The following is a 25969-nucleotide window of genomic DNA, read 5'->3' on the forward strand; positions in this document are numbered from 1 at the left end:
GCATGATTGACGCACACGCCCACTTCGAGTTCTACAAAAAGGACGCTCCAAAGGTTATCGAAGAGTGCCGGAAAGAGCTCAGGGCAGTGGTAGACTCAATAACCGAGTACCGGAAGACCCACGTCTGGAAGAGCTGGGAACTGCTCAGGCCATACTTCGGCTTCATCTTTCCGACCCTCGGCTACCACCCGAACGAAGCGCGCAGGGGCAACTGGGAGAAGGTGAAAAAGGTCGAGGACTTCATCAGGGAGCACTCGAAAGAGATAGTCGCCATCGGGGAGATAGGCCTCGACTACCACTACGCCGAGAACGAGGCGCAGAGGGAAAACCAGCGCGAAATCTTCAGGCACTTCCTCGAGCTGGCCGTTGAGCTCGACCTTCCGGTCGTGATACACGCCCGCGAGGCCGAGGGAGAGGCCTACGAGCTGGTTCAAAGGGCGGGCGTTAGGGCTTACTTCCACTCCTACGCCGGGAGCGTCGAGCTTGCTAAAGAGATAGTCGAGAACGGCCACGTCATAGGGATAAACACAGGGATAGTCTTCATCCCAGAGGTGAGGGCAGTTGCCGGGGCTATAGACGTGGATTACCTTTTAGCCGAGACGGACAGTCCATACATGAGCCCCTTCAAGGGACAGCGCAACGTCCCGTGCAACGTTCGCGTTGCGGTTGAGTGGATAGCCAAGCTCCAAGGGCTGGAGTTTGAAGAGGTCGAGAGGGAAACAGAGAAAAACACGGTCGAGTTCTTTGCTCTGGAGGTGAAAGCATGAAGGTCGAAGAGGCCGAAAAGGTTCGGGCGCTTTTGAAGGAACTCGGTGAAGAGGCTTTAATAGCGAGGCTGGACTCATTCATCGCTTTAAACGAGGGTCTTGAGACCAAGAAGGGCGAGGACTACATAAAGCTCTCGATTCTGAGCTTCCTGGAGGGACTCCTGATGACACTGAAGATGAAGTACCCGGGGAAAGGTGAGGTTGCGGACTTATACGAGGAAATCAGGGCCAAGCGGGCGGAGCTCGACGAGCTCTTCAGGAAGCCGGCGATGCAGAACCTTCAGTGAGAATCGCGAGAATAAAACTCCGGGAACAGCTCAACCTCCTGAACGTAGCTCCTCCTCAATTTTAAGGCCGTGTAAGCCCTCTCTAGCTCACGGCCGAGGTAGAAGGCGTGCCTCGGGCTTATCTCGAAGCGCTCAAGAATCGTGTCGATTATCGCGTTTGGCTCGTCGCCGACGACCGTTAGAACGGCCTCCGTTCCCCGGTGGGCGTTCACCCAGATTCTTCCCCCCTCAACCCAGATGCGGAAGTAAACCGGCTCAAGCCCAACGGGTCTTTCCCTCGCCTCAACGACCTCCCGAGCCGGCTCGAAGCGCCACTCCCTGGTTCTCTTCTCCTTCAGGATGAGCAGGTCGAAGCCCAAATCCTTTGGAATCTCAAAGAGGTTCATGTCCACGGCCCTTCTGAGTTCCCTTACCGAGCCCTTAGCCTTTGCGCTCGTCTCCGTCGTGAGGAGAAGGCTTATCGAAAGCTCCTTCGCGATTCCTGCCAATAGGGCGTTCATTCCCACGCTGTCGGCGTCGTAGAGCTCAACCACGTTGCCGACTCCAGCGAGAAGAACGTCGTCCGGGTTCCTCTCGCGGTAGAGGTGGAAGGCCGTTATCGAGCGCGCCAGGTGGGGAACCTGCTCGAGGATTAAATCCGGGATTAGGGTCTTGTAGCCCAAATCCAGAGCTTTCTCCTTGAGCCTCTCAAGGAACTCAACTCTCTCCGAGGGCCTAGGGGGGAAGAAGCCTTCCCTCTGGTTCGTCGGGATTAGAACGACCGGTTTTTCAGTGACGAGCGCCTCAAGGTTGCCCTCGTCGACGCTCAGGAAGAGGTCTGCATAGCTCAAAGCTTTCTCGATTTCAACCGCGTTAAGGGAGTCGAAGCTAATCGGGACGTCGAAGCCTCTCTCTTTGAGCCTCTCGCGGATTTCAGGAATCAGCTCAATGAAATCGAGGTTCGTTTCTCCAGCAACCATCCCGATGTCGATTATATCTGCCCCCTCGCGGAGGTAGTAGAGGGCCTTCTCAACCGTCCCATCTACGCCGAGTCTCGGAGCGTCAACGACCTCGCCGAGAATCCTCGTCGGGAAATCTTTCCCGACAGGTAAGTTGCCGATGAGGACATTCCAGGGCTTCTTAAGGGCCCTCTCGATGTAGCGCCTGTCCTTAGTCTTGTTCCTGATGTCCTCGACCTTCTTTAGGCCGTCGAGGGAGAAAAGCTCGTCCGCCGGCTTCTCCTTGCTCAGCCTGAAACCCCTCTCCAATGCCCTCAGCACCGCGGGAAGGTCCATCGCGTTCCTCGGCCCTTTAAAGGTTGGAATCCCTATTTCATCCTCGATGGGTTGGGCTGAACCCCTGACGAGACCGGGAATCAGAATTAAGTCGTAGTCCTCGCTTCTCACGCCGGCCCTCTTCAGGTAGCGGACTATCAGCTCGGGAGTTAAGAAAGCCGCGACGCTGACCGGCGTGACGAGGACGTCGCAGCCTTTCCCGTACTTCCTCACGAGCGGTTCGGCGAGTTTACCTGTGACGAGGAGGATTCTCATGATTGAAACTTCGGGATTGGCCTTAAAAGCCCTCGGCCGGTAGGTGGCTCATCACCGCTCAGCCGGGAGTAGCTCGTCATCGGGCAGAGGAGGTAAGGAAGGGAGTATATAAAGCCTCGGAATCCTCCCCCGCACCCTCATCAATCGGTCCGCTGGGCTCTCCTCATCGGCCGGAATCACAGGTAGGGGGCAAAGAGCAAATCCTCAAGCTTTCCGCCGGCTTTTCGGAAGACCGCCACGCTCCAGCCGACGTTTCCAACCTTCTCCGGCCTGTGGGCGTCGCTGGCGAAGGTCAGCTTAACGCCCCTCTTTATGCACTCCCTCACGAACTCCAAATCCGGAACGCGGTAGCGGGAGCTTATCTCAAAGGCCTTTCCCCTTTCCTCGGCAAGCGCGATGAGTTCAAGGAGGTCCTCCCATGAGGGGTAGCCAATGTAGGGAAAGCTCGCCCCGAAGTGGCCTATTACGTCGACGTTCTCGTCGAGAAGGGCAACCCTAACGAGCTCGACGTACTGCTCCGGCCGGTCAACCCACTCGTGAACGCTCGCTATCACGAAGTCGAGCTTCTCTGCCATCCAGTCCGGCACGTCAACGCCGTTGGGAGTTATGTTGCCCTCGATTCCCGCTAAAACCGTTATCTCGCTATCCTCGCCCCAGCGCCTTATCTCGCTCAGGTAAGCGTTGAAGTTACCCCGCAGGAGGTAGTGGCTGTGGTCCGTTATCGCAACGAGCGAAAGGCCCTTCCGCTCGGCCTCCGCGATGTTCTCGAAGACCTCTCCGAGGCCGTCAGAGTGGAGCGTGTGGGTGTGCGAATCGTGAATCATGTTCGGGGCTATTCCGAGGCTTTAAAAAAGCTTGTGGACAAAAAATCCAACGTAAAGCTAAACCTTGAGTTTTGACAACCTTTAAATACGACAAGAAAGAAACCTTAGCCGGTGGTGTCAATGGTCGAGCGCTCAAAGGTTCGCGTCGTCATAGCGAAGCCCGGTCTTGACGGTCACGACAGGGGAGCCAAGGTTGTGGCGAGGGCCCTGAAGGAGGCAGGATACGAGGTTATCTACACGGGAATCAGGCAGACACCGGAGCAGATAGTCGAGACGGTTATTCAGGAAGATGCCGCAGTCCTTGGGATAAGCATCCTCTCTGGCGCGCACATGGTCCTTATTCCGAAGATTATCAAGCTCCTTGAGGAGAGAGGCATAAAGCCGAACGAGGACATCGTAATCTTCGCCGGCGGAATAATCCCGCCTGACGACGCGGAGGAGCTGAAGAAGATGGGCGTCGCGGAGGTCTTTGGCCCGGGAACGCCCCTGAGAACGGTGATAGAGTTCGTTGACAGGGCCGTCGAGAACCTCAAGCGCTTCAAGGCTTAACTTTATATTCTCCCTCTGGATAATTTCTCCAGTGATGAAAATGACGCTCGAGTCCCTAATTCAGTCGGCGCTATCGGGCGATAAAAAGGCCATAGCAAGGCTGATAACCCTCGTTGAAAACGACGAGGAAAAAGCCAGGGAGATAATACGGAGGATTTACCCCCACACGGGAAAGGCCTACGTCGTCGGCATAACAGGTCCGCCCGGTTCTGGAAAGTCCACCCTTCTCGACAAGCTCATTAAGCTCGCCAGAGACGAGGGACACAAGGTTGGAGTCATAGCCATTGACCCGACGTCGCCATTCACGGGGGGTGCACTGCTCGGCGACAGGCTGAGGATGCAGAGGCACTCGACCGACCCAGGCGTCTTCATCAGGAGCATGGCGACGCGCGGTTCCCTCGGCGGTCTGGCGAAGGCCACCAACGACGCGGTTAAGGTTCTGGACGCTTCAGGCTACGACCTGATATTCGTCGAGACCGTTGGAGTCGGCCAGATTGAGGTTGACATCGTCAAAACCGCGGATACCGTCGTTCTCGTAACCGTTCCGGGACTCGGCGACGAGGTTCAGGCCATTAAGGCCGGTTTAATGGAAGTGGCAGACATCTTCGCCATCAACAAGGCCGACAGGGAAGGGACGGAGATGGTCTATCTCGAGCTCAAGATGGCCCTCGAGTTCGAGAGGGACAAGTGGAGGCAAATCGGCTGGGAGCCCCCGATAGTCGAGACAACAGCTTTCACCCTCAAGGGCGTCAGGCCCCTCTGGGAGGCGATAAAGAGGCACAGGAAGCACATGGAGGAGAGCGGAAGGTTGAGGGAGAGGAGGGCCTTCCGCGCGAGGGAGGAAGTGAAGACGATTATCGCCTCAACGATAGCGAGCAAGGTGGAGGAGAGGCTTGCGAAGGGAGAGGCGAAAGAGCTCATCGAGGAGGTCGTTGAGAGGAAGCTCGACCCCTATTCGGCCTCTCAAATCGTGATGGAGAAGCTTAAGGAGGACCTCTGGAGGTGATTGCATGTTCAAGAAGATAGACCACGTTGGTATAGCCGTTAAGAACCTTGAGGAGGCCATAAAGGTCTGGGAGGGCCTTGGCCTGAAAGTTGAGGAAATCGAGGAAGTGCCAGACCAGAAGGTTAGAACCGCGATAATCCACATCGGCGAGAGCAGGATTGAGCTTTTGGAACCCACGGCCGAGGACTCGCCGATAGCGAAGTTCATAGCCAAGCGCGGTGAGGGAATACACCACATAGCCCTCGGCGTTACTAACATCGAGGAACATCTCAAGGAGCTCAAGGAGAAGGGCTACAGGCTTATAGATGAGGAGCCGAGGATTGGAGCCGGCGGAGCGAAGATAGCCTTCGTCCACCCGAAGGCCGTAACCGGTGTGCTTCTCGAACTCTGCGAGAGGAAGGAGTGAACTTCCAAAAAGCGACGATTGCACCTTTTTTCCTTTTCCCTAAAACTCAAAGCTTATTTGTTACATCAGTAAAATTTATAAGGAAACTGTCATAAGTGCCAATGAATCAACACAGCCGTTCCAATGTGTTCCATCGTTCATTGAGAAGTGATGTCCTATGTTCCTGAAGGGGAAAATTCGCGGAGGGCCCCAGAAGGTTTTGGATTACAGGGTTCTTCCAACAGTGCTGAGAGCCCTCCCAGACAGGAAAGTTCTGATAACTAGGAAAATGCCGGGCGAGGTTCCAGATTCGGACGTTGTGCACATCTGGGTCACCCGGGTCAGGCATCCTCAAGCGGTTGAACCCACAAACCTCTACGTCATCGAGCAGAGGGTCTGGGACTCCCTTTCCAAAGGTGCCAGGAACGTAATCCTCGACGCCTTTGAATACCTCCTGCTCGAAAACGGACTTGAGAGAACCCTCCGCTTCGTAGGAAAGCTTAGGGACATGACCCTTCTTTCCAACTCAAACTTCTACGTAACCGTCAGCGACGGTGTTGATGAGCGGGTTCTCGCGATGCTGAAGAGAATCGTTGAGTGAGGTTTATATATCACCCGTTCCTCTTCTCCACTTAGGTGTGAGCTATGCCTTACATTGAGAAGATAGAAATGAAGGGCTTCAAATCCTACGGTAACAAAAAGGTCGTCGTTCCGCTCGCAAAGGGCTTCACCGCAATCGTTGGAGCCAACGGTTCTGGAAAGAGCAACATCGGTGACGCTGTTCTCTTCGTTCTCGGCGGGCTCTCGGCCAAGGCGATGCGAGCCAGCAGGATAAGCGACTTAATCTTTGCCGGCTCGAAGGGGGAACCTCCAGCCAAGTACGCTGAAGTTGCGATGTACTTCAACAACGAGGACAGGGGCTTTCCGATTGACGAGGACGAGGTTGTAATCAGGAGGCGCGTCTACAAGGACGGCAGGAGCACCTACTGGCTCAACGGGAAGAGAACAAGCAGAAGCGAGATAATAGACCTTCTCAGCGCTGCGATGATTTCGCCAGAGGGATACAACATCGTCCTTCAGGGAGATATAACGAAGTTCATCAAGATGTCCCCCACCGAGAGGAGGCTCATCATAGACGACATCTCAGGCATAGCGGAGTACGACGCCAAGAAGGAGAGGGCCCTGAAGGAGCTCAAGCAGGCCGAAGAAAACCTCGCGCGCGTTGATTTGCTCATAAGGGAAGTCAAGGCCCAGCTCGACAAGCTTGAGAAGGAACGCAACGACGCCCTTCGCTACCTCGACCTGAAGGAGCGCGTTGAGAGGGCCAGAGTCACCCTCCTCCTCGGCGAGATAAGGAAGCTTGAACGGCTTATAGAGGACGAGGGCACGAGGGACAGGGAGATAGAGGCCGAGGTAAACGCTCTCAACGCCAAGCTGAAGGAAATCGCCAAGGAGATAGTGGCGAAGGAAAAAGAGCTCGCCGAAGTCGAGAGGGAACTCGAGGAGAAGAGCGAGGACGGAATACTCGAGGTTACGAGGCGGATAAGCGAGGTAAAGTCGAAGATTGAGATGGCGAAGAGGAACATTGAGAACGCCAACCGGGAAATCGAGGAGAGCCAGAGACGGCTCACCAAAGCAAAGGACGAGCTCAAGAGAATTGGCGAGGAGATAGAGAAGAGCAGGAACGCGATAAAGCGCTGGTCGAAGAGAAGAGAGAAGCTTCTGGCCGATATAAAAACCCTTGAGGCAAGCAGGAACGAGCTCGTCGTGAAGCTCGGCGAGATTGACAGGCGCTATTCCCTCGCGAGGGAGGAGTTTGACAAGGTCGTTGAGGAGCTCGAGGAAGCTAAGAAAGGCCTCTACATGAAGGAGAGCGAGATTGAGAAGTTCACCGAGGAAATCGAGAGGGCCAGAACGAGGATAACGCAGGCCAACCTTAAGAGAAACGCCCTCCGCGAGAGGATTGAGGAAACCAAGAGGGCCCTTGAGGAGAAGCGCTCCGAGCTTTCGGAAGTCGAAGGAAAGCTCTCGAAGGCAGAAGCGAGGCTCAGGAAGCTTGAGAAGGAACTTGAGGAGAAGACAAAGAAGCTCAGGAAGCTCGAGCCCGAGCTTGCAAAGGCCAAGGAGGAACTCATAAAGGCCGAGGCGCAGAGGGAAGTCCGCGGAAACAGGGCTGTGGAGTTCCTTAAGAAGAGCAACATTCCCGGTTTGTACGGCACGCTCGGCGAGCTGATAACCGTTAAGGACGGAAGATACGCCCTGGCGGTTGAGGTGGCCCTCGGAGGGAACTACGATAACGTTGTCGTTGAGGACGACAGGGTAGCTGAGAAGGCAATAAAACTCCTCAAGGAGAGGAAACTCGGAAGACTAACCTTCCTCCCGCTCAACAAGATAAAGCCCCGCTCGATGCGCGAGAGGCCGTCCCTCGGAATCCCTGCCATGGACGTCGTGAGCTACGACCCGCGCTTCAGGAACGCGGTAGCTTACGCCCTCGGAGATACTCTCATCGTTGAGGACATGGACGAGGCGAGGAGCGTAGGGATAGGAAAGGTCAGAATGGTAACCCTCGGCGGTGAGTTGCTCGAAAGGAGCGGTGCAATAACAGGCGGTCATTACAGGCCGAGGGGCAGGCTTGGGGTCAACGTTGACGAGATTAAGGCGAAGGTGGAGAGGCTTGAGCGCGAGAAGGAGGCCCTTGAGGCGGAGGTAAACTCGCTGAAGGCCGAGAGGAAAGGCATCGAGAACACGCTCTTCGAGCTCCGCATGAGGAAGAGCGAGCTGTCAAAGGATTTGCAGGTTCTCCAGCGCGACCTTGAAAGGCTTTTGGCCGAGGACAAATCGCTCAGAGAGGAAATCGAGGAGAGCGAGAAGCTCATAGAGACCCTCACCGCGAAAATCGAAGAAGCAAAGGGCGAGATGGCGAAGCTCCGCGGAAGGATTGAGAGGCTCGAACGGAAGAAGGAGAAGCTCAGGAAGGCCCTCGACAACCCCGAGGCGAGGGAGCTGAACGCGAGGATTAGGGAAGTGGAAGGGCAGATTGCGAAACTCAAGGAGGAGCTCAGCAGGGTCGAAAGCAAGCTCGAGAGCCTCGAGAGCAGGATAAACGAGGAACTGCTCCCGAGGAAGGCCGACCTCGAAGAGGAAATCGAGGGCTTAATCAACAGGATAAACGCCCTCCAGGCCAACATAAAGGAGAATGAAGAAGCGATAAAGAGGTTCGAGGCCGAGCTCGAGGAGCTGAAGAAGGCCGAGGAGAACGTGAAGGACGAACTGAAGGAGCTCCGCGAGAGGCGCGAGAGGCTGAAGAAAGAGATAGCCGAGCTGAGGAAGGAGAAGGACGAGCTGAGCTCGAAGCTCCAAGAGCTCAGGATAGAGGCCAACACCCTCAAGATAAAGCTCGCGCAGGCCGAGACGACGCTCAAGGAAAAGAGGGCCGAGCTCAAGCACTTCGACGCGAAGCTGATTAAGTCGATAAAGGAAATCCCGCTGGAGCTTGAGGCCTTGAGGGAAGAGATTGAGCGCATGGAGGAGGAGATACGTGCCCTCGAACCGGTCAACATGAAGGCCATCGAGGACTTCGAGGTCGTCGAGCGTCGCTACCTCGAGCTCAAGAGCAAGCGCGAGCAGGTTCTGGCCGAGAAAGAGAGCATAGAGGAGTTCATAGAGGAGATAGAGGGTCAGAAGAAGCAGGTGTTCCTGCAGACGCTCGAGGCCATAGCCAAGAACTTCTCAGAGCTCTTCGCCAAGCTCTCTCCAGGGGGAGAGGCCAAACTAATCCTTGAGAATCCAGAGGACCCGTTCGCGGGCGGCCTTGAGATTGAGGCGAAGCCGGCCGGCAAGGACGTGAAGAGGATTGAGGCGATGAGCGGTGGCGAGAAGGCGATAATCGCTCTGGCCTTCGTCTTTGCGATACAGCGCTACAAGCCGGCACCTTTCTACCTCCTCGACGAGATAGACGCGCACCTTGACGACGCCAACGTCAAGCGCGTCGCGGATTTGATTAAGGAAGCCTCGCAGGAGAGCCAGTTCATAGTCATTACCCACCGCGACGTCATGATGGCCAACGCGGACAGGATTATCGGCGTGACGATGAGGAACGGCGTCTCAAAGGTCGTCTCGCTCAGCCTCGAGAAGGCCAGGAAAATCCTTGAAGAAATCAGGCGGAGAAGCGACGAGGAGCACAGGGAGATGTTCGGCCGTCTGGAGGGCTGACGATGTTTGACATGGAAGAATATGAGAGATGGATGAACCAGGCAGAGTACACACTTAAGAGTGCAGAGAACGATATGAGGGCGAGATTTTACTCGTGGGCATGCTTTAAGGCTCAACAGGCTGGGGAATACGCCGTCAAGGCTCTCCTGTACGGAATGGGAATAATGGCCTATGGGCACTCGATAAAAAAGCTCCTCGATGTGTTATCGCAGAAAATAGACGTTCCCAGCGAACTGTTCAACAGGGCGAGGCTACTTGACAGACATTACATACCGCCAAGGTATCCAGATGCGTATATTGAGGGCTCTCCCTACGAGTACTACGGCGAGAATGACGCCAGAGAGGCAATAAACTCCGCAAGGGAAATAATAGAGTTCATCAGGAGGCTTGCCGATGAGAAGATTGAAAAATCCTGAGAGAATCCCCTACTGGGCAGAAATCCAGCGGTACGTCCAAGACATCGTTAGGGCACTTAACCCAAAGCTAATCATTCTCCACGGCTCAATTGCGCGGGGGACTTTTGGAATTGGAAGCGATGTTGACCTCTTCATAGTTGCTGAAAGCCTCCCTAAAAACCCCAACGAGCGTCTCAAACTCCTCTATTCCCTCGACAGAACGAGGGCACCCCTCGACCCGAAGGCGTACACCCCAACAGAGGTTCTAAAGATGCTCAGAAAGGGACACCCGCTCATTATGGACGCACTGGAAGATGGGATAGTAATTCATGCGGACGAGAGCTACCTCCGCGAACTAATGAAGACGTTCCAGTCCGCAAAGAGGAAATACAGGCGCTTTGATAGGGGCTGGATTAGGGTGGAGGGCTGACGATGGAATCGAGAAGGGAAGAGGAAATCACCCCGATTGACATACTGCTCCAGCTCGTCCAGATGGGACGCGTTGACCCGTGGAACATCGACATCGTTGATTTGACCGAGAAGTACATTCAAAGGCTCAGGGAGATGAAGGAGCTCGACCTCCGCGTTTCGGCGAGGGCAATCCTTGCCGCATCAATCCTCGTCAGAATGAAGAGCGAGGCTTTGCTTTACGAGGAAGATGAGAACGAGGAGGAAGAGAAGGAAGAAAAGATTCGCGTCGAGGTCGAGCCTTTAGCACCTCCGCTCAGGAGGGTGGAGCGCTACTACACCTTTGATGACCTCCTTGAGGCGCTGATGGACGCGCTTGAAGAAGCCGAGCGGAGGAAGCCGAGGAAGAGGAAGCGCGAGGAGATTGAGGAAGAGGTTTTCGTAGTGGATGACTTCCGCGTTGACATCGAGAAGCACGTCAACAGGCTCTACGAGATAGTCAGGAAGCTCTACGAGGAGACGAGGAAGCCTATAAAGTTCTGGGATTTGGTCTTCGACAACACACCCAAGGTCATCGCGAGAACCTTCCTCTACCTGCTGTTTTTAGCCAATATGGGCAAGGTCGACCTCGTGCAGGAGGAGCCCTTTGGAGAGATACTGGTCGTGCCGATGGTTGAGACCGCAAAGAGCGGGAGCTAGACCCTTTCCTTTACCCACTTCAGAAACTCCACGGGGGTCATGACCCAAATTTCCCTTTCAGCAAGCTTCTCGGAAATATAGTCTGAGACGTTCCACGTGAGTATCACTACCGTATCATATTCCTCACTAAGCATCAGCGCACAGGCTACAAACGGAGCATCGGCGACATCGTGCACGTATTCCTCCGCTACTTCTTTGTATCGACTGAGTTTGGAGGCAGAGACTGGAGCCATGGGCTCAAAAATGACTTCCATGGCAATTGAAAGCTCCCCTGGAGTTAGTTTTGATTTTTCGGCAAGTTCCTCAATGTGATTGGCAATCTCTTTTAGAACGACTTCTGGGTAAAAGAACGGAAACATCTCCGGAAAAAGTGTTAGGACGTACCTGTTAACCCCTCCAGAACGGATTAGTGAAGCGAAGACAACGTTGGTGTCCACAACTACAGCGATTTCCATGCGCCCTTCCCCACCTTCCGAGAAAGCTCCATTGCATCTTGGAGCTCGAGTTCAGAATTCATGGATATCGCCTCAAGAACGAGAAACCGCTGGACAGCCCTAACTAAGCGCTCCTCAGGAACGCCCCTGATTCGCGCCAAGGTTTTGAACTCCGGAGGAATTGGAACCTCGACCTTTCGAAACGATGCATCGCTCTCGATGCTCAATCCCCTTCACCCAACTAAGTTTCACTCGATTCCCTATTAACCTTTTCCCGCTCCCGTCTTTTCGCCGGCCTCAGAGTTATTGCGAGTAAGGGCTCCTCGCTCCCGATGTAAAGGTTTCTCTTTTCCCTGTTGATGTAGAAGCAGTAAACGCCGTCAGGAATCTCAGAAAGGAACTTGATTGGGGACGTTTCCCTCGCGAGCCTCTTATCCGGAAAGACGCACCGGTAGGTCCCTTTCAGGCCCTCAACGCGCCTTTTAATCTCCTCCAGCGAAAGCCTCTCGCAGTCGAGCCTGGCACAGACGAGGCTCTTCCTCCCGTCGGTGAAGATTACAACGCGCTCGTTGACGTCAATCCTCCGCGAGCGGTCGAGAAACGCCCAGAGTTCGGAGTAGACTCGCTCAAGCTTCCTCCTCTTTGCCAGCCTCTTCACGAGCCTTTCCTCAGCGTGCCTCGTCAGGAGCATGTTGGCTCATCCCCTGGAGCCTTGAAAAATTCTTCCCTGCACCTACACGTGCACATACACATGTAGGTTCGAACCATTGAAAAAGGTATTTAAGCATTCGAACCGAGTCATCAGTGGGAACATCATGCAGAGCAAATTTTACGTAATCACGTTCGTGCTCTTTGCGATAGCCGACGCACTTACAACGTGGTTTGGGGTTAAAATGGGCTTTGAAGAGGCAAACCCCTTTCTCGCGGGCAGGATATCAAGCGGGGCGGGATTCTTTGGGAGTTACAGCCTGTACACTGCTGTTGGCGCCGGCGTTATCGCCGTCTCACTCCGGCTGGAGAAGTTCAGCCCCGCGTTCAGGGCCGTGGCAATTGGAATGGTAATTCTCAAGGCGATTCCTGCCGTCAACAACATCCTTCTTCTTGCAGGTGCCCCCGTTTCAGGAATCATCAATTCCACCGTGGGCGCGGTGTTGGAGAATCTTTTTATTGGATGATGCGAGCTGTGTAATATGCAGTACCTTCGCAGGGATTTAATCGAGCCCCGCGTTTACCAGGAGGTCATCTACGCCCGCTGTAAGGAGCGGAACTGCCTCGTCGTCCTGCCAACTGGCTTAGGAAAGACGCTCATAGCGATGCTCATAGCGGACTACAGGCTCTCGAAGTACGGGGGAAAGGTTCTCTTCTTAGCTCCAACCAAACCGCTGGCAATGCAACACGCGGAGAGCTTTAGAAAACTCTTCAACCTTCCGCCCGAGAAGATTAACGTCCTCACGGGCGAGCTTTCACCCGAAAAGCGCGCTGAACTCTGGAGGAAGAGCGTTGTTATTACCGCGACGCCCCAGACCATAGAAAACGACATCCTAACGGGCAGGATTTCGCTTGAGGATGTCGTCCTGCTCGTCGTTGATGAGGCCCACAGGGCAGTTGGCAACTACGCCTACGTTTTCATAGCGAAGGAGTACCTCAAAACTGCAAAGCACCCGCTCGTTCTCGGGTTAACTGCATCTCCCGGTAGCGACGAGGAAAAGATTCGCGAGATAGTTGGGAACCTCGGGATAGAGCGCATAGAAATCAGAACCGAGAGCTCGCCGGATGTCAAGCCCTACGTCCAGAGGATAGCCTTCGACTGGGTTAAGGTCGAGATTCCGGGAATCTACAAAGATGTCAGGAAAATCCTGCGCGAGATGCTTAAGGATTCCCTAAAGCCCCTCGCAGATGCCGGACTTGTGAGCTCCTCCTCACCGGACATCTCGAAGAGGGAGGTCCTTCAGGCGGGCTCGAAGATAAACCAGGCGATGGCCAAAGGCGACTACTCCATCGGCTACCTCAAGAAGCACCAGGCCAAGGCCATGAAGCTCCACCACGCAATTGAACTTTTGGAGACGCAGGGGCTAACGGCGCTCAGGAGCTACCTCAAGAAACTCCGCGAGGACCGCTCAAAGTCCGGTAGAGAGCTTATGGAAGACCCACGCATGAGGAAGGTTACATATCTCCTCGTTCAGGCGAAGGAGCTCGGCCTCGACCACCCGAAGATGGAGAAGCTGAAGGAGCTTATCCGGAAACAGCTCGAGAAAAAGCCGGACTCGAAGATAATCGTTTTCACGAACTACCGCGACACGGGCAGGAAGATAGTCGAGGAGCTCCAGGAGATGGGAATCTCGGCGAAGCGCTTCATAGGACAGGCGAGCAGGGGAACGGACAGGGGGATGAGCCAGAGGGAGCAGAAAGAGGTTTTGGACAGGTTCTCGCACGGTGAATTCAACGTTTTAGTTGCCACGAGCGTCGGCGAGGAGGGGCTGGACGTTCCAGAGGTTGATTTGGTCGTCTTCTACGAACCTGTGCCTTCAGCAATAAGGAGCATTCAGCGCCGTGGCAGGACCGGAAGACACAGGCCCGGAAAGGTGGTAATCCTAATGGCCAAGGGAACGCGCGACGAGGCCTACTACTGGAGCTCCCGGAGGAAGGAGAAAGGCATGTTCGAGGCAATAAGGAAAGTCGCGAGGGAGCTCGAATCAAAGCTTGAGAGGGAATCAAAAGGCCGGGAGAGGGTTGAGGTGGGGAAGGGGAGGATAACTTCCCTTGATGCGTTCCTGAAGGTTGGCAAGAGCAAGAAGGCCGGGAGCGAGGAGAAGGCGGGAGAATCGGAGAAAACGGCCGAATCAAAAGCTCCGCAGGTTCAAGATGAGAAAAAAGCTGAGAGCAAGAGCGGGGAAGTCCCTGTTAAGCCGATATTCGTTAGGAAGCCGAAGGGGATAGTCGTCTACGTTGACTCGCGCGAGCTCAGGAGTGGAGTGCCGAAGATTCTGAAAGAGCTCGGGGCGGAGATTGAAGTTAAAACCCTTGACGTTGCAGATTACGTCGTCAGCGAGGAGGTGGGAATAGAGCGGAAGAGCGCCAACGACTTCATACAGTCAATCATAGACGGCAGGCTCTTCGACCAGGTTGAGAGGCTTAAGAGGGCCTACGAGAAGCCCGTGATAATCATCGAGGGCGAGCTCTACGGCATCAGGAACGTCCACCCCAACGCGATTAGGGGAGCCATAGCCTCGGTAACCGTTGACTGGGGTGTTCCGGTGCTCTTCTCCTCGGGGAAGGAGGAAACGGCCCAGTTCATTTACCTCCTCGCCAAGCGCGAGCAGGAGGAGCGGAAGAAGGAAGTGAGGCTGAGGAGCGAGAAGAAGGCCCTAACCCTGGCTGAGAGACAAAGGTTAATCGTTGAGGGCCTTCCAAACGTCTCCTCGACGCTGGCCAAGCGCCTGCTCAAACATTTTGGCAACGTCGAGCGGGTATTCACAGCAACGGAAGAGGAGCTTAAGGAAGTCGAGGGGATAGGCGAAAAGAAGGCGAGGGAGATAAGGAAGGTCATAACGGCCCCCTACGTTGAGGACGAGGAGTGAAGAACTGCCCTCAGAACCGGGAGCTTGTCTTGATACCACGTGAGGTTTTCAATGTTGAAAAACCAGACGTCTGCGTTGATGTCGTAGGGGATTCCGGCGTTCCAGAGGGCCGAAGCCATGACCTTCCCGAAATCCACGTCAGCCCGAATCGGGCACTGAACGCTTTTATCCTTCTTTGAAAACCAGAACGGCCTCCACGCACCGACCCACGTGGGAATTCCCGTCTTTTTCGACCAGGCAAGAGAAGCGTTTATCGCGCTCTCTATTAAGGTCATGTTGTAGGTGCAGTGCTTTGGGCCACCCGCGTAGATGTGCCACTCGGCGAGGATGTAGCCGTCATGGGTAACGTTGAGGTACTTGAGGTAGAAGGGACTTGAAACCCGCGCAGGAGTTATGAAAACGAGCCGATAGGGGTCGATTTTTCTGATTTCGGCTATCGTCTGGGCGTAGACCTTGTTGAGGACGTTGGGATAGTCCTTTATCGGCCCGCTTGACTCGATGAGGAGGTCGTAGGAGAGGAGGTAGGAGGTTCCTTTGAAGTACTCGGCGACGGTCTTCCACCAGAGGATGAAGTGCTCCTGGGCTTTCTCGCTCGTCGGGTCGTTCCTCAGCTCCGGTGCCGTATATGTGATAATTGGGATAAGGCCTGCTCTGAGGGTGTCGTTGACTATCTCGCCGAGCTGGGCCAACGCGGTTTTGTTGTTCACGACGTCGGCACCGACGCGTATCCTGACGTTGGAGAAGCCGACCTTTTTGAAATACTCGGGTATGTTAACTCCCTTCGAGCGCCAGTAGAAGTAGTAGCGGTGAACCCGGGGAAAGCTCATCCAGTCAACGTCGATTCCAAAGCCGAGGAGCTTCTTATACTGCTGGGCCGTTATAGGTTCGTTTCCAGGGGATTGAAGGGACGGGTTAGTAGCAGGGGTAATGGCGTGAGTATGAGTCCGGTTCTCGACGACCCGGGCGTGTATGCTCCACAAGAACGCGAGGAGGATGAGGAGTATGAGCGCGACGCCAAGCCTCTTCATGGAGAGAAGAACGCCCGAGAAAGGTTAAGCCTTTTGGTTCAACGTTCTCAGCAAGCATGGGAAGCCTGGCCAAAAGTTAAACCTCCTATAAAGAATAGAGGGAGAGTTGCATCTTCGTCAAGTAACCAAAATGGTTTGGGTCTAAGTCCATGACGCTTTGATGAGACTTTTCACCCAGCCGTTAAGAAAGGCTGGCGAAAGGAACGCCCTTCTCACCAAAGAGCAAGAAGTTAACCGTGCACTAATAGAAAAGCAAGTTCATACAGGGTTTACCACTACGACAAAACCCCTTTGAGATAGTTTCGATTTCAATATCGGCGCCCGAAGGGCGCCTTCTCCAAATGAAACACTTACAGATGGAGTGAATCCAATAGAAACCCACCTTCTAAAAACCTGCAATTTTTAGAAAGGCACTTAACCTTCCGCCAGCGCTTGCGAAGCAAGGGCTGTTGTGGTGCGGGGGCGGGGATTTGAACCCCGGAACCCCTACGGGACGGGACCCTCAATCCCGCGCCTTTGACCAGGCTCGGCAACCCCCGCGTTGCCAGATATAAGGGCGTTGGGGCCTTTATAAATTTTACGGTTTCTGGAGGGGCAACCTCTCGAACTCCCTCATCAGCATGTTCATCTGCCGGTCATCGAGGGTCTTTGGGTCAACTATCACCACCATTCCGGCATTCCTCGTGAGAAGGTTGTCCTTCAGGTTCATGAGGAACTTCATAACGGGCTCAAAACCGTTGTTCAGGATTAAGTACTCAAGTCCGTCCACGATTATGAAAGTGTTCCCATCGGCACTTGAGAGCACTTTGTGAAGGAGAGGGGCAAGTTCCGTGGGTCTTACGGCATTTTCAGCCGGAACGTTGCTAATCCAGATATAAGGAATACCATGCTCCTCGTACGGTTTTGGATGTCTCGTGATTGCAAGTAGCTGTCTTCCCTGAAGAAGAGGGAGTATCATAGAAGGCGCCACGAGCCCGGTTATGTATGCCCCGGGTTTTAAAAAGCTCGGTCCTTTGGTCACAACTTTTGGTTTCACTGCCCTGATTTGCTTTCTCATTTGAAACGCCGTCACGACAATTATTGTCATACCAACGGCAACCAAGATATCATCAAGAACCTTTGTGAGCTCCGTCTTGTATAGGTCATTAAAAACGTTCTCAAGATAGCCGAGCCAGAAGATAAATATTCCCAGAAAAACTCCCTTCAAGGTTCTCCTATCGACGTAGCCCGCCAGAACATCACGGAGCGAGTACGCTAACACAACGGCAGATGTAAGGGTAGCGAAGGCAACAATCTCGGCGAGAAGCTTTATAGTCTGAAATTCCCCAGCCAATTCCAGTGCCCCCATAATACTTGGGCCCCCGAACCTAATAACAGTTGCGAACAGACAGGACCGAAAAATTTATAAATACACTTCCCCTCTATGGTTTCGGGTCGTGGGCCGGTAGCTTAGCCTGGTTAGAGCGGCGGACTCTTAATCCGCAGGTCGGGGGTTCGAATCCCCCCCGGCCCGCCAAAACGCGTTTCTCCTCGGCGCGTTCTGAGAAGGAGCGCGTTTGAAACTTCAGCGTTAAGGAGACTTGAAAAATGAGTTTTAAGGAGCTTGGCTTATCTAAGGCCTCCGTTGAGGCCGTTGAGAGAAGGGGTTTCTCAGAACCCACAGACGTTCAGAGGGAAGTTATACCGCTCATTCTCGACGGAAAGAGCGACGTCGTTGGCCAATCAAAGACCGGAAGCGGCAAAACTGCGGCCTTTGGTCTTCCAATCCTCGACCTTGTTGATGAGAGTAGAAAGGAAGTCCAGGCGCTTATTCTAACGCCGACGAGGGAGCTGGCAATACAGGTAAGCGAGGAGCTTCGCTCACTCCGCGGGAAGCGGAAGATAGACATCTACGCAATCTACGGAGGTCAGCCCATAGGGCCCCAGATAAGGGCCCTTGAGAGGGCTCAAATCGTCGTTGGAACGCCCGGCAGGGTGCTCGACCACATAAGGCGCGGAACGCTTAGACTTGACTCGCTCCGCTTCTTCGTCCTCGACGAGGCCGACAGAATGCTTGATATGGGCTTTCAGGAGGACATTGAGGCAATCTTCCGGGCCACTCCGAGGGAAAAGCGCGTGATGATGTTCTCGGCGACGATGCCGATGGACGTTCTGCTGCTCGCCAAGAAGTACATGAAGAACCCCGAAGTCGTCATCGTGAGCAGGGACGAGCTGGTTCCAGGCGAGGTCGAGCAGGAGTTCATAGAGGCCGTCCCGACGAGGCGCTACGGAATCCTCAAGAAAATCCTGAGCGAGGACTTCTACGGCATAATCTTCTGCCAGACGAAGGTGGAAACTCGGGAGCTGGCGGAGAGGCTCAGGAAGGACGGGTTTAGGGCCGAGGCCCTCAACGGGGACATGAGCCAGCCCTCAAGGGAGAGAACCTTCGGAAGGTTCAAGCGCGGGAAGACCGAGATTCTTGTGGCGACGGACGTTGCCGCGAGGGGACTTGACGTCCCGGAGATAAGCCACGTTGTCAACTACTCAATCCCCATGAACGCAGAGCAGTACATCCACAGGATTGGCAGAACAGGTAGAATGGGGAAGAAGGGGAAGGCCATAACCTTCATCGCGCCCGGTGAGCTCAGGAGACTCAGGTACATAGCGAGGCAGGCGGGAGTTGACGTCAGGAAGTCGGAGCTGAGCGAAGAACTTCCGAAGGAGTACCGGGAAATGGTTCGGCGCGACGAGCTTGAGAACGAATACAGGCACAGGTGGGGCAAGAAGAGGCCGAGGCAGAGGAGAAGGCGCTACTGAGTCCACTTGGTCTCTGTTCTTTTATCTCCACACTTATTAACTCCACTCCATTGAGAATGTTGAATCAGAAAACGTGCTTTTCTATGTTTGGTATTTGCTCACTGACCTCCTCCCCTGCTAGGGCGAGGGTTCGGTTTAACCCCTCACCGTTGGCGGGGAGGTTTGAGGGGCCTCATTCAAACCCACTAAAAAGCGGGCTCTCAGCCCCTCGGGGAGGGCCTTCCCCCCGGTTACCCCTACCTCCCGATAAGGCCGGAAGGCTCGGGGTTATGGTTTTTATAGCCTTCCTCAAAATATTAAACGCTCCAACCAAATCCGCGTTAAAGACAAGCCCCGTCGCGGGACACAAATAAAGACCACGAACAAAACGAGCCCCCTCGTGGGGCCTCCCGCAAACGGGACAAGTTTTCGAAGTGAAAGCCTCATCAACGAGCTCAACCTGAACACCATACTCCTCAGCAACTTCCGTCAAGCGTTTGATAACGTAATTAAACCGCCAAACGCGAGAGAGGAGAAAATTCTGCTTTTTACCCCTATCAGAATTCCGAGCTATGCCCTTAGGATAGCCAATCACGATTTTAGAAACGCCCAACTCGTAGAGTTTCCGGACAGTCTGCCTGACTGCTGTGTTAATGTAGTGTTTGGCCTGAAGTTTCGCCTTCTCGTGCATTCTCTTGAGTTTCCTACTCGTCTTGACCCCACTCTTGTTGAGTTTTGACTGGTAATCGGCAATCCTCTTCCTCCAGTAGAAGTCAATACTCTTTAGTGGTCTCCCGTTCACGAGAAAGCTTTCTCCATTCTCAACGTAAACGGCCATTAAATTGTTCACTCCTAAGTCAATGCCAGCCAAGAGGCTTCCTTTAGGTTGCCTTGGGATGCTCACCCATTCTTCGCCCTCAAGTTTCTCCCCAACAGTAAGGTTGACGTGAGCATACCACTTCCACCTAACAGGGTCGTAGGTTATCTCTAAGCGCCCCTGCCTGCCCTTCAGGTGAATTCTTCCTTTGAATTGGATTTCCAAGCGTTTGAATTCCCCAATGCCTTTGAGAATTAGTTTGTTGCCCTCAATCCTGTACTGGTCGTTCCGGAGGACGATTAAGGGTTTTCTCTTTCCGTCCTCCTTCAGGTAGTTTGGTAGTTTGGGTTTAAGCCAGTCTGGTAGTTCACCATTCCTCTTCTTCCGAAGGAGGGAGAAGAACGAACGCCAAGCTTCAGCGTTCTTCCTGCAAATTTGCTGGACTGTGGCTGAGCCAATTTCCCGTTTAAACTCTTCATAAACGGTTTTCTCTGTTGAATTAAAGTCTACGATTCGCTCTTGGAAGTATTGCCATTTTCTCAGGTAGTTTACTCGGTTCCATGCTTTGGCTCCAAGGTCGGCTAACTGGTGGAGGATTTTTGCTTGTTCTTTTGAGGGTTGGAGTTTTAGCGTTACCGTTCGCTTCATTTCAATGAATGGTATGGTTTTTAGGCTTTAAAATAGTTTGCTTTCCTGTTTAAAGACTGGTTGGTGGTTTACTGCATCCCCGCCGTGAATGGCGAGGCTTTCGAGAGAAAAATGTAAATCACCACACGAGAACAGCCCCAATGAGGGGAGATGACAAAAGGAGTTTGGCGCCGGGGCAGGGATTTGAACCCTGGCGGGCATGCGCCCACGGACTCTCCAGGCCCGCGCCTTCCCAGGCTAGGCTACCCCGGCGCATAAAGGAAATCAGGAGATGAGCTCAATCTCGATGGTGACATCCTCGGGAACGCGGATGCGCATAATCTGGCGCATGGCCCTCTCGTCGGCCTCAATGTCAACGAGCCTCTTGTGAACGCGAAGCTCCCAGCGGTCGAAGGTTGCTGAGCCCTCTCCGTCCGGGCTCTTCCTGGTGGTAATCCTTATCCTCTTGGTCGGGAGCGGGATTGGACCGCTCATCCTAACGCCGGTCCTCTCGGCAATCTGCCTAATCTGGTCGGTGACTTCGTTGAGGGCCTTAATGTTGGTGCTCGCAAGCTTAATCCTCGCCTTCTGCATTTCCGTCCCTCCTAAAGTTTAGGAAGTAAAGGAAAGGTCAGAGAAGGCCTTCACTCGGCCTTCTGGATGGAGATAACCATACCGGCGGCAACGGTCTGGCCCATGTCACGGATGGCGAACCTGCCGAGCTGCGGTATCTCCTTGACCGGCTCGATGACCATGGCCTTGGTCGGCCTGAGGATGACGATGGCGGAGTCACCGGTCTTGATGAACTGCGGGTTCTCCTCGAGGACGTTACCGGTCCTCGGGTCGAGCTTGGCGAGGAGCTGCTCGAACCTGACGGCGACCTGGGTGGTGTGGGCGTGGAGGACCGGGGTGTATCCGACGGTGATGGCGGTCGGGTGGTTGAGGACGATTATCTGGGCCTTGAAGGTGTCCTTCGGCCTGACGACGGTCGGCGGGTTGTTGGTGTGTCCGGCAACGTCACCGCGCTTTATGTCGTTCTTACCAACGCCACGGACGTTGAATCCGATGTTGTCACCCGGGTAAGCTTCCTGCATGGGCTCGTGGTGCATCTCGATGGACTTAACCTCACCCTGGATGGGCTTGTGGAAGATGGTGCTGGCCGGCTCGAAGATGACGACGTCGCCAACGCGGAGGATACCGGTCTCGACACGGCCGACCGGAACGGTACCGACACCCTTGATGGAGTAGACGTCCTGAATCGGGATGCGGAGCGGCTTGTCGGTCGGCTTCGGCGGCTCGGGTATCTGGTCGAGGGCCTCGATGAGGGTCGGGCCGTTGTACCAGGGCATCTTGTCGCTCTTCTTGACGACGTTGTCGCCCTCCCAAGCGCTAATCGGGATGACCGGGAAGTCCTTGTAGCCGAGCATCTTGAGGAGCTTCTCGACCTGGGCCTTGACCTTCTCGAAGGCCTTCTGGTCGTAGTTGACCATGTCCATCTTGTTGATGGCGACTATGATGTGGCCGATACCGAGGGTCCTGGCAAGGAAGGCGTGCTCCTTGGTCTGGGGCATGACACCGTCGGTGGCGGCAACGATGAGAACGGCGGCGTCAGCCTGGCTGGCACCGGTAATCATGTTCTTAACGAAGTCCCTGTGACCGGGAGCGTCGATGATGGTGATGTACCTGTGCGGGGTCTCGAACTTGGTGTGAGCGACGTCAATGGTGATACCCCTCTCGCGCTCCTCCTTGAGCCTGTCCATGACCCAAGCGAACTTGAAGGACTTACCCTTCTCACCCATCTCCTCGAACTTCTTGATAATCTGCTCCGGAATGTTCGCGGTGTCAAAGAGCAGCCTACCGATGGTGGTGCTCTTTCCGTGGTCGACGTGGCCTATAAAGACGATGTTAACGTGCGGCTTCTCCTTCGGCATTTTCAAACACCTCCAGTTTTTGGTCTAGTCTCGTTGACTAGGACGGCTTTTTAAATCTTTCGAACCTCGGTCCCCTCGGGCGGGGAACCCGCCGTTTACGGGGGGACCTCATGAGTTCCGACCCTAACTTGCGGGGCGAGTTTAAAAAGTTAACTAATCGCTATTGAACGCGGATTTGTTAAAATTGGGCCCCCCGTTCTCGGAGCGACGGGATTGGACTGAAGAAAAGACCGGAATGTGAACCAAAGTCAAAATTCAAGAAAGGTGAAGAAACGAGAAGCCGGGACGGCTTCACTGCTGCGGGCAGACGTCCTTCTCGGTCGGCGGGTTCGGGTCGAGGCCCTTCCTCTGGCGTATCTGCCTGATGATGTTGACTGCCAGCTCGTTCGGGACGCGCTTGAATCCGGCGTGCTCGGTGCTCCAGAGGGCCCTTCCGCTGGTCGCTCCACGGATGGCTCCGGCGAATCCGAACATCTCGGCAACCGGGGCCTCGGCGATGATAATCATGACCTCGCCTTCCTGCCTCATGTCGATGAGCTGACCGCGCCTCTGGTTGATTTCCCTGCTGACGGCACCCATGTACTCGTAGGGAACGTTGATGATGACCTTCTGGTACGGCTCGTAGAGGACCGGACCGGCCTTCATCATGGCGCAGTGGATGGCAGTCCTGATGGCCGGGTAAATCTGGGCCGGACCGCGGTGGACGTTGTCCTCGTGTATCTTGGCATCGTGGAGCCTGACGATGACCTTCATAACCGGCTCCTTGGCGAGCGGTCCCTCGTCCATCGCCATGTGGAATCCGTCAACCAGGAGGTCCATGACCTCGTTGAGGTACTGGATACCCTTGGTGTTGTCGAAGAACATGTTGCCGTTGTAGACGTCGACGATGCCCTTGGCCATCTCGTAGTCCATGCCGAGCTCGGCGAGCTTCTTGGCGACCGCCTTCGGGTCCTTCGGCCTGCCCTCGGGGATGATGCCCTCCTTGATGGCCTGGTAAATCTCGTCCGGCATCGGCTCGACTGTGATGTAGAACCTGTTGTGCTTGTTCGGGGACTTTCCTTCGACGATTGGGCTCTTCTTGGTGACGCTCTCGCGGTAGACAACTATCGGCGGGCTGACGTCAACGTCAATCTTCCAGTCTTCCTTGAGCTTGACGAGCTTGACCTCGAGGTGGAGCTCACCCATACCGCTGAGGAGGTGCTGGCCGGTCTCCTCGTCAATCTTAACGTGGAGCGTCGGGTCCTCCTTGGCGAGCTGTCTAAGAGCCTCGATGAGCCTCGGGAGGTCCTTAACGTTCTTGGCCTCGATGGCGACGGTAACGACCGGCTCGCTGACGTAGTGGAGGGCTTCAAACGGCTCGATGGGTTCTTCAGCAACGGTCTCACCGGCCATGGCGTCCCTCAGACCGGTGACGGCGACGATGTTTCCAGCAGGAACGGCCTCCATGTTAATCCTCTCGGGACCCATGTAGATACCGACCTGCTGGATTCTGGCCTTCCTCTTGCTGTTGATGAGGTAAACTTCCTTACCGCTCTTGACGGTACCGCTCCAGACACGGCCGGTGGCAACTTCTCCAGCGTGCTTGTCAATGATTATCTTGGTGACGACCATGACCATCTTGCCCTTCGGGTCGCACTTGAGCATGGCCTGGCCGACCTCGCTGTTTATGTCGCCCTGCCAGAGGTGCGGAATCCTGTACTTCTGGGCCTCAAGCGGGTTCGGGAGGTGCCTGACGACCATATCGAGGACGACGACGTGGAGCGGGGCCTTCTGCCTGAGGGTCTTGAGGTCACCGGCGTTGGTGAGCTCGACGATGTCCTTGAAGGAAACGCCGGTCTTCTTCATGTACGGAACGCTGAGGGCCCAGTTGTAGTAAGCGCTTCCGAAGGCGACGCTTCCATCTTCGACCTTGACCATCCACTGGCTCTTGAACTCCTCGGGGGCGTAGCGCTTGATGAGCCTGTTGACGTCGGTGATTATCTTGGCAAAGCGGTTGAGTATTTCGTTCGGGCCGAGCTTGAGCTCCTTGATGAGACGGTCAACCTTGTTGATGAAGAGAACCGGCTTGACGTACTCGCGAAGGGCCTGCCTGAGAACGGTCTCGGTCTGGGGCATAACTCCTTCAACGGCGTCAACGACGATGATGGCACCGTCTATGGCACGCATGGCCCTGGTAACGTCACCACCAAAGTCAACGTGACCCGGGGTGTCGATGAGGTTGATGAGGTAGTCCTGACCCTCGTAGGTGTGAACCATCGAGACGTTGGCCGCGTTGATGGTGATACCCCTCGCCTGCTCCTGCTCGTCGAAGTCAAGGACGAGCTGCTTTCCGGCGAGCTCCTCGCTTATCATTCCGGCACCGGCGAGCAGGTTATCGCTCAGCGTGGTCTTACCGTGGTCAATGTGAGCGGCGATACCCATGTTCCTGATTCTCTCAGGCTGGGTCATGAGCTCCTTAATCTTCGCAATCATCTCTTCCCTTCTTCCCATAACGCACCACCTTTGGATGAGCTTGTCGGCTTAACTTAAAAGGCTCGGTTATAAAGCTTTTCCCGATTGGAAAATGGAACCGGGGAAGGGATTCAAAACTACTTAAGCCTTTTGGAGACAAACATCCTGACCTTCTCCACGAGGTCTCCTCTCGCGTAGACTCCCCAGCGCCAGTTGCTTTCCTTGGCCTCGACGAGCGCCCTGACAACCGGCGAGACCTCGCTCAGGCGTTTAATTTCCCCGTTGAACTCCACGAATGCGTTCCTCTCCTCAAACCTCGGCTTCTCGGGGTAGTCGAGCAACGCGAGGTGGCCGAACTCACTCTCCAGCTCTTTTCTCAGCTCCCCGATTGTCTCTTCATCGAGCTCCTTCCCGCTCCAGACGACGCGCTTGTACAGTCTTCTGTTCTCGATTGCACCGATGAGCTCGCGGACTTCCCTTCTCTCGCTCGCCCTCAACCTCGCCACGAGGTCAACCTCGTCCATTTTCCGGAGCTCCCCAAGCTCAACCCCTTCGAGCTCAACGGCCTTGCACAGCATCGCGCTCGCTATTCTAACGGTGTGGTGCTGGTAAACCGTCGGATACATCATGCTCCTCGATATCAGGAGGTTCTGACCGGCCATTATCCCCTTCTCGCCGAGAATTAGTCTCTCGCCGTCCCAGCGGAGGTTTCGTATAAGGCGCTCAAGGTCAACGAGTCCGTAGGCGACCCCGGTGTAGTAGGCGTCGCGCACAAGGTAGTCCATTCTATCGGCGTCTATGTCTCCGCTCACGAGCGGGTGCTTGAGAAGGCCAAGGAACTCCCCGAGCGAGAAGCGCTCCATCAGAACGTCGCCGATTTCGCCATGCCTTATGAGGAATCTCGTATTTTCCTCGTGCCTCGGGAAGAGGCATTCAAGGGTGTGACTGAACGGGTAGTGCCCGAGGTCGTGGAGCAGGGCCGCGTAAACCGCTTCCTCGTCAATCTCCGGGTTTCTTTCCCGTATAAGCCTCGCTATGTGGAAGGTCCCGAGTGAGTGCTCGAAGCGTGTGTGTCTGGCGGAGGGATAGACGAGGAAAGCCAAGCCGAGCTGGGTAATCCTCCTGAGCCTCTGGAACTCCGGCGTGTCAACCAGCTTTACCGCGAAGTCGTCGAGCTCTATTCCGCCGTGTATCGGGTCGTGGACGAGCTTCATGTTAACCGCCATGGGGGAGTAAGAAAAAAGCTAATAAACCTAACCGCCCAAAA

Annotated in this window: 24 protein-coding genes, 3 tRNA genes and 1 pseudogene; 14 read left to right on the forward strand and 14 right to left on the reverse strand. The window is 54.8% G+C overall.

All coding sequences use genetic code 11. From position 1 onward, the window contains the following. The first annotated feature begins 2 nt into the window (after positions 1-2). Together BD01_RS04340 and BD01_RS04345 are read left to right on the forward strand one after the other, a co-directional pair. Entirely contained in the window at positions 3-767 is a 765-nt protein-coding gene (locus tag BD01_RS04340; RefSeq protein ID WP_042690492.1) for a YchF/TatD family DNA exonuclease, read from the forward strand. Continuing rightward, positions 764-1054 (forward strand): DUF3216 domain-containing protein, encoded by a 291-nt coding sequence (locus BD01_RS04345; RefSeq protein WP_042690494.1) that lies wholly within the window; start codon positions 764-766, stop codon positions 1052-1054. The genes BD01_RS04340 and BD01_RS04345 overlap by 4 nt, the downstream gene beginning before the upstream one ends. Here the strand turns inward: BD01_RS04345 and BD01_RS04350 are convergent. Both BD01_RS04350 and BD01_RS04355 read right to left on the reverse strand, forming a co-directional pair. After that, positions 1048-2583 (reverse strand): dihydropteroate synthase-like protein, encoded by a 1536-nt coding sequence (locus tag BD01_RS04350; protein WP_042690497.1) that lies wholly within the window; start codon positions 2581-2583, stop codon positions 1048-1050. The two genes, BD01_RS04345 and BD01_RS04350, sit on opposite strands and share 7 nt — an antisense overlap. Before the next feature lie 176 nt (positions 2584-2759). After that, entirely contained in the window at positions 2760-3407 is a 648-nt protein-coding gene (locus BD01_RS04355) for a PHP domain-containing protein (protein WP_042690500.1), read from the reverse strand. A 120-nt stretch (positions 3408-3527) separates the two neighbouring features. Between BD01_RS04355 and BD01_RS04360 the strand changes: the two genes are divergently transcribed. The 8 genes from BD01_RS04360 (at position 3528) to BD01_RS04395 (ending at position 11061) form a co-directional block, all read left to right on the forward strand. Beyond that, positions 3528-3956 carry a cobalamin B12-binding domain-containing protein gene (locus tag BD01_RS04360; RefSeq protein WP_042690502.1) on the forward strand — a complete coding sequence of 143 codons (429 nt, stop codon included), beginning with the start codon at positions 3528-3530 and terminating at the stop codon, positions 3954-3956. Positions 3957-3996: 40 nt separating this feature from the next. Then, positions 3997-4962 carry a methylmalonyl Co-A mutase-associated GTPase MeaB gene (gene meaB, locus BD01_RS04365; protein ID WP_042690505.1) on the forward strand — a complete coding sequence of 322 codons (966 nt, stop codon included), beginning with the start codon at positions 3997-3999 and terminating at the stop codon, positions 4960-4962. Positions 4963-4966: 4 nt separating this feature from the next. Then, a complete protein-coding gene (gene mce, locus BD01_RS04370) occupies positions 4967-5368 on the forward strand; it encodes a methylmalonyl-CoA epimerase (RefSeq protein ID WP_015859537.1) in 402 nt (133 codons plus the stop codon). A 157-nt stretch (positions 5369-5525) separates the two neighbouring features. Continuing rightward, positions 5526-5948: a DUF835 domain-containing protein gene (locus BD01_RS04375; protein WP_042690509.1), complete on the forward strand. Its 423-nt coding sequence runs from the start codon at positions 5526-5528 to the stop codon at positions 5946-5948. A gap of 44 nt (positions 5949-5992) precedes the next feature. Further along, positions 5993-9559 (forward strand): chromosome segregation protein SMC, encoded by a 3567-nt coding sequence (smc, locus tag BD01_RS04380; RefSeq protein ID WP_042690512.1) that lies wholly within the window; start codon positions 5993-5995, stop codon positions 9557-9559. A 2-nt stretch (positions 9560-9561) separates the two neighbouring features. Further along, entirely contained in the window at positions 9562-9975 is a 414-nt protein-coding gene (locus BD01_RS04385; RefSeq protein ID WP_042690514.1) for a HEPN domain-containing protein, read from the forward strand. Next, a complete protein-coding gene (locus BD01_RS04390; protein ID WP_042690517.1) occupies positions 9953-10384 on the forward strand; it encodes a nucleotidyltransferase domain-containing protein in 432 nt (143 codons plus the stop codon). Before BD01_RS04385 ends, BD01_RS04390 begins: the two co-directional genes overlap by 23 nt. A gap of 2 nt (positions 10385-10386) precedes the next feature. Further along, the gene (locus tag BD01_RS04395; RefSeq protein WP_042690518.1) at positions 10387-11061 is read left to right on the forward strand and encodes a segregation and condensation protein A; all 675 of its coding nucleotides are present in this window, start codon (positions 10387-10389) and stop codon (positions 11059-11061) included. On the opposite strand, the gene BD01_RS04400 is transcribed toward BD01_RS04395, so the two are convergent. From BD01_RS04400 to BD01_RS04410, 3 genes are read right to left on the reverse strand one after another with little or no spacing between them, the layout of a single operon-like run. Beyond that, positions 11058-11516: a PIN domain-containing protein gene (locus BD01_RS04400; protein ID WP_042690521.1), complete on the reverse strand. Its 459-nt coding sequence runs from the start codon at positions 11514-11516 to the stop codon at positions 11058-11060. The genes BD01_RS04395 and BD01_RS04400 overlap by 4 nt on opposite strands. Further along, entirely contained in the window at positions 11501-11722 is a 222-nt protein-coding gene (locus BD01_RS04405) for a hypothetical protein (protein ID WP_042690523.1), read from the reverse strand. Before BD01_RS04405 ends, BD01_RS04400 begins: the two co-directional genes overlap by 16 nt. Before the next feature lie 14 nt (positions 11723-11736). Next, positions 11737-12186 (reverse strand): hypothetical protein, encoded by a 450-nt coding sequence (locus BD01_RS04410; protein ID WP_042690526.1) that lies wholly within the window; start codon positions 12184-12186, stop codon positions 11737-11739. A 124-nt stretch (positions 12187-12310) separates the two neighbouring features. Here BD01_RS04410 and BD01_RS04415 point away from each other — a divergent pair, with 124 nt between their 5' ends. Both BD01_RS04415 and BD01_RS04420 read left to right on the forward strand, forming a co-directional pair. Further along, positions 12311-12670: a DUF5658 family protein gene (locus tag BD01_RS04415; RefSeq protein WP_042690529.1), complete on the forward strand. Its 360-nt coding sequence runs from the start codon at positions 12311-12313 to the stop codon at positions 12668-12670. Between the two features lie 15 nt (positions 12671-12685). Then, positions 12686-15073, forward strand: coding sequence for a DEAD/DEAH box helicase (locus tag BD01_RS04420; RefSeq protein WP_042690532.1), 2388 nt, complete (start codon positions 12686-12688; stop codon positions 15071-15073). On the opposite strand, the gene BD01_RS04425 is transcribed toward BD01_RS04420, so the two are convergent. The 3 genes from BD01_RS04425 to BD01_RS04435 form a co-directional block, all read right to left on the reverse strand. After that, complete coding sequence (locus tag BD01_RS04425; protein WP_042690535.1) at positions 15052-16101, reverse strand: glycoside hydrolase family 5 protein; 1050 nt, start codon at positions 16099-16101, stop codon at positions 15052-15054. The genes BD01_RS04420 and BD01_RS04425 overlap by 22 nt on opposite strands. A gap of 452 nt (positions 16102-16553) precedes the next feature. After that, positions 16554-16641, reverse strand: a tRNA-Leu gene (locus BD01_RS04430). Positions 16642-16678: 37 nt separating this feature from the next. Further along, positions 16679-17449: a DUF835 domain-containing protein gene (locus BD01_RS04435; protein ID WP_042690538.1), complete on the reverse strand. Its 771-nt coding sequence runs from the start codon at positions 17447-17449 to the stop codon at positions 16679-16681. A gap of 90 nt (positions 17450-17539) precedes the next feature. On the opposite strand from BD01_RS04435, the gene BD01_RS04440 reads away from it, so the two are divergent. Beyond that, positions 17540-17617, forward strand: a tRNA-Lys gene (locus tag BD01_RS04440). 71 nt (positions 17618-17688) lie between these two features. Then, the gene (locus BD01_RS04445) at positions 17689-18897 is read left to right on the forward strand and encodes a DEAD/DEAH box helicase (protein WP_042690540.1); all 1209 of its coding nucleotides are present in this window, start codon (positions 17689-17691) and stop codon (positions 18895-18897) included. Positions 18898-19032: 135 nt separating this feature from the next. Here the strand turns inward: BD01_RS04445 and BD01_RS04450 are convergent. The 6 genes and pseudogenes from BD01_RS04450 to BD01_RS04475 form a co-directional block, all read right to left on the reverse strand. After that, positions 19033-20341, reverse strand: a pseudogene (locus tag BD01_RS04450) (RNA-guided endonuclease InsQ/TnpB family protein). 165 nt (positions 20342-20506) lie between these two features. Continuing rightward, a tRNA-Ser gene (locus tag BD01_RS04455) sits at positions 20507-20593 on the reverse strand. A 12-nt stretch (positions 20594-20605) separates the two neighbouring features. Continuing rightward, positions 20606-20914: a 30S ribosomal protein S10 gene (gene rpsJ, locus BD01_RS04460; RefSeq protein ID WP_042690543.1), complete on the reverse strand. Its 309-nt coding sequence runs from the start codon at positions 20912-20914 to the stop codon at positions 20606-20608. Between the two features lie 50 nt (positions 20915-20964). Next, positions 20965-22251: a translation elongation factor EF-1 subunit alpha gene (gene tuf / locus BD01_RS04465; RefSeq protein ID WP_042690545.1), complete on the reverse strand. Its 1287-nt coding sequence runs from the start codon at positions 22249-22251 to the stop codon at positions 20965-20967. A 291-nt stretch (positions 22252-22542) separates the two neighbouring features. Then, positions 22543-24741: an elongation factor EF-2 gene (locus tag BD01_RS04470; protein ID WP_042690548.1), complete on the reverse strand. Its 2199-nt coding sequence runs from the start codon at positions 24739-24741 to the stop codon at positions 22543-22545. 98 nt (positions 24742-24839) lie between these two features. After that, complete coding sequence (locus BD01_RS04475) at positions 24840-25916, reverse strand: HD domain-containing protein (RefSeq protein WP_042690551.1); 1077 nt, start codon at positions 25914-25916, stop codon at positions 24840-24842. Between the last annotated feature and the right edge of the window lie 53 nt (positions 25917-25969).

Source organism: Thermococcus nautili (genome assembly GCF_000585495.1).
In the GTDB taxonomy this organism is placed as follows: domain Archaea; phylum Methanobacteriota_B; class Thermococci; order Thermococcales; family Thermococcaceae; genus Thermococcus; species Thermococcus nautili.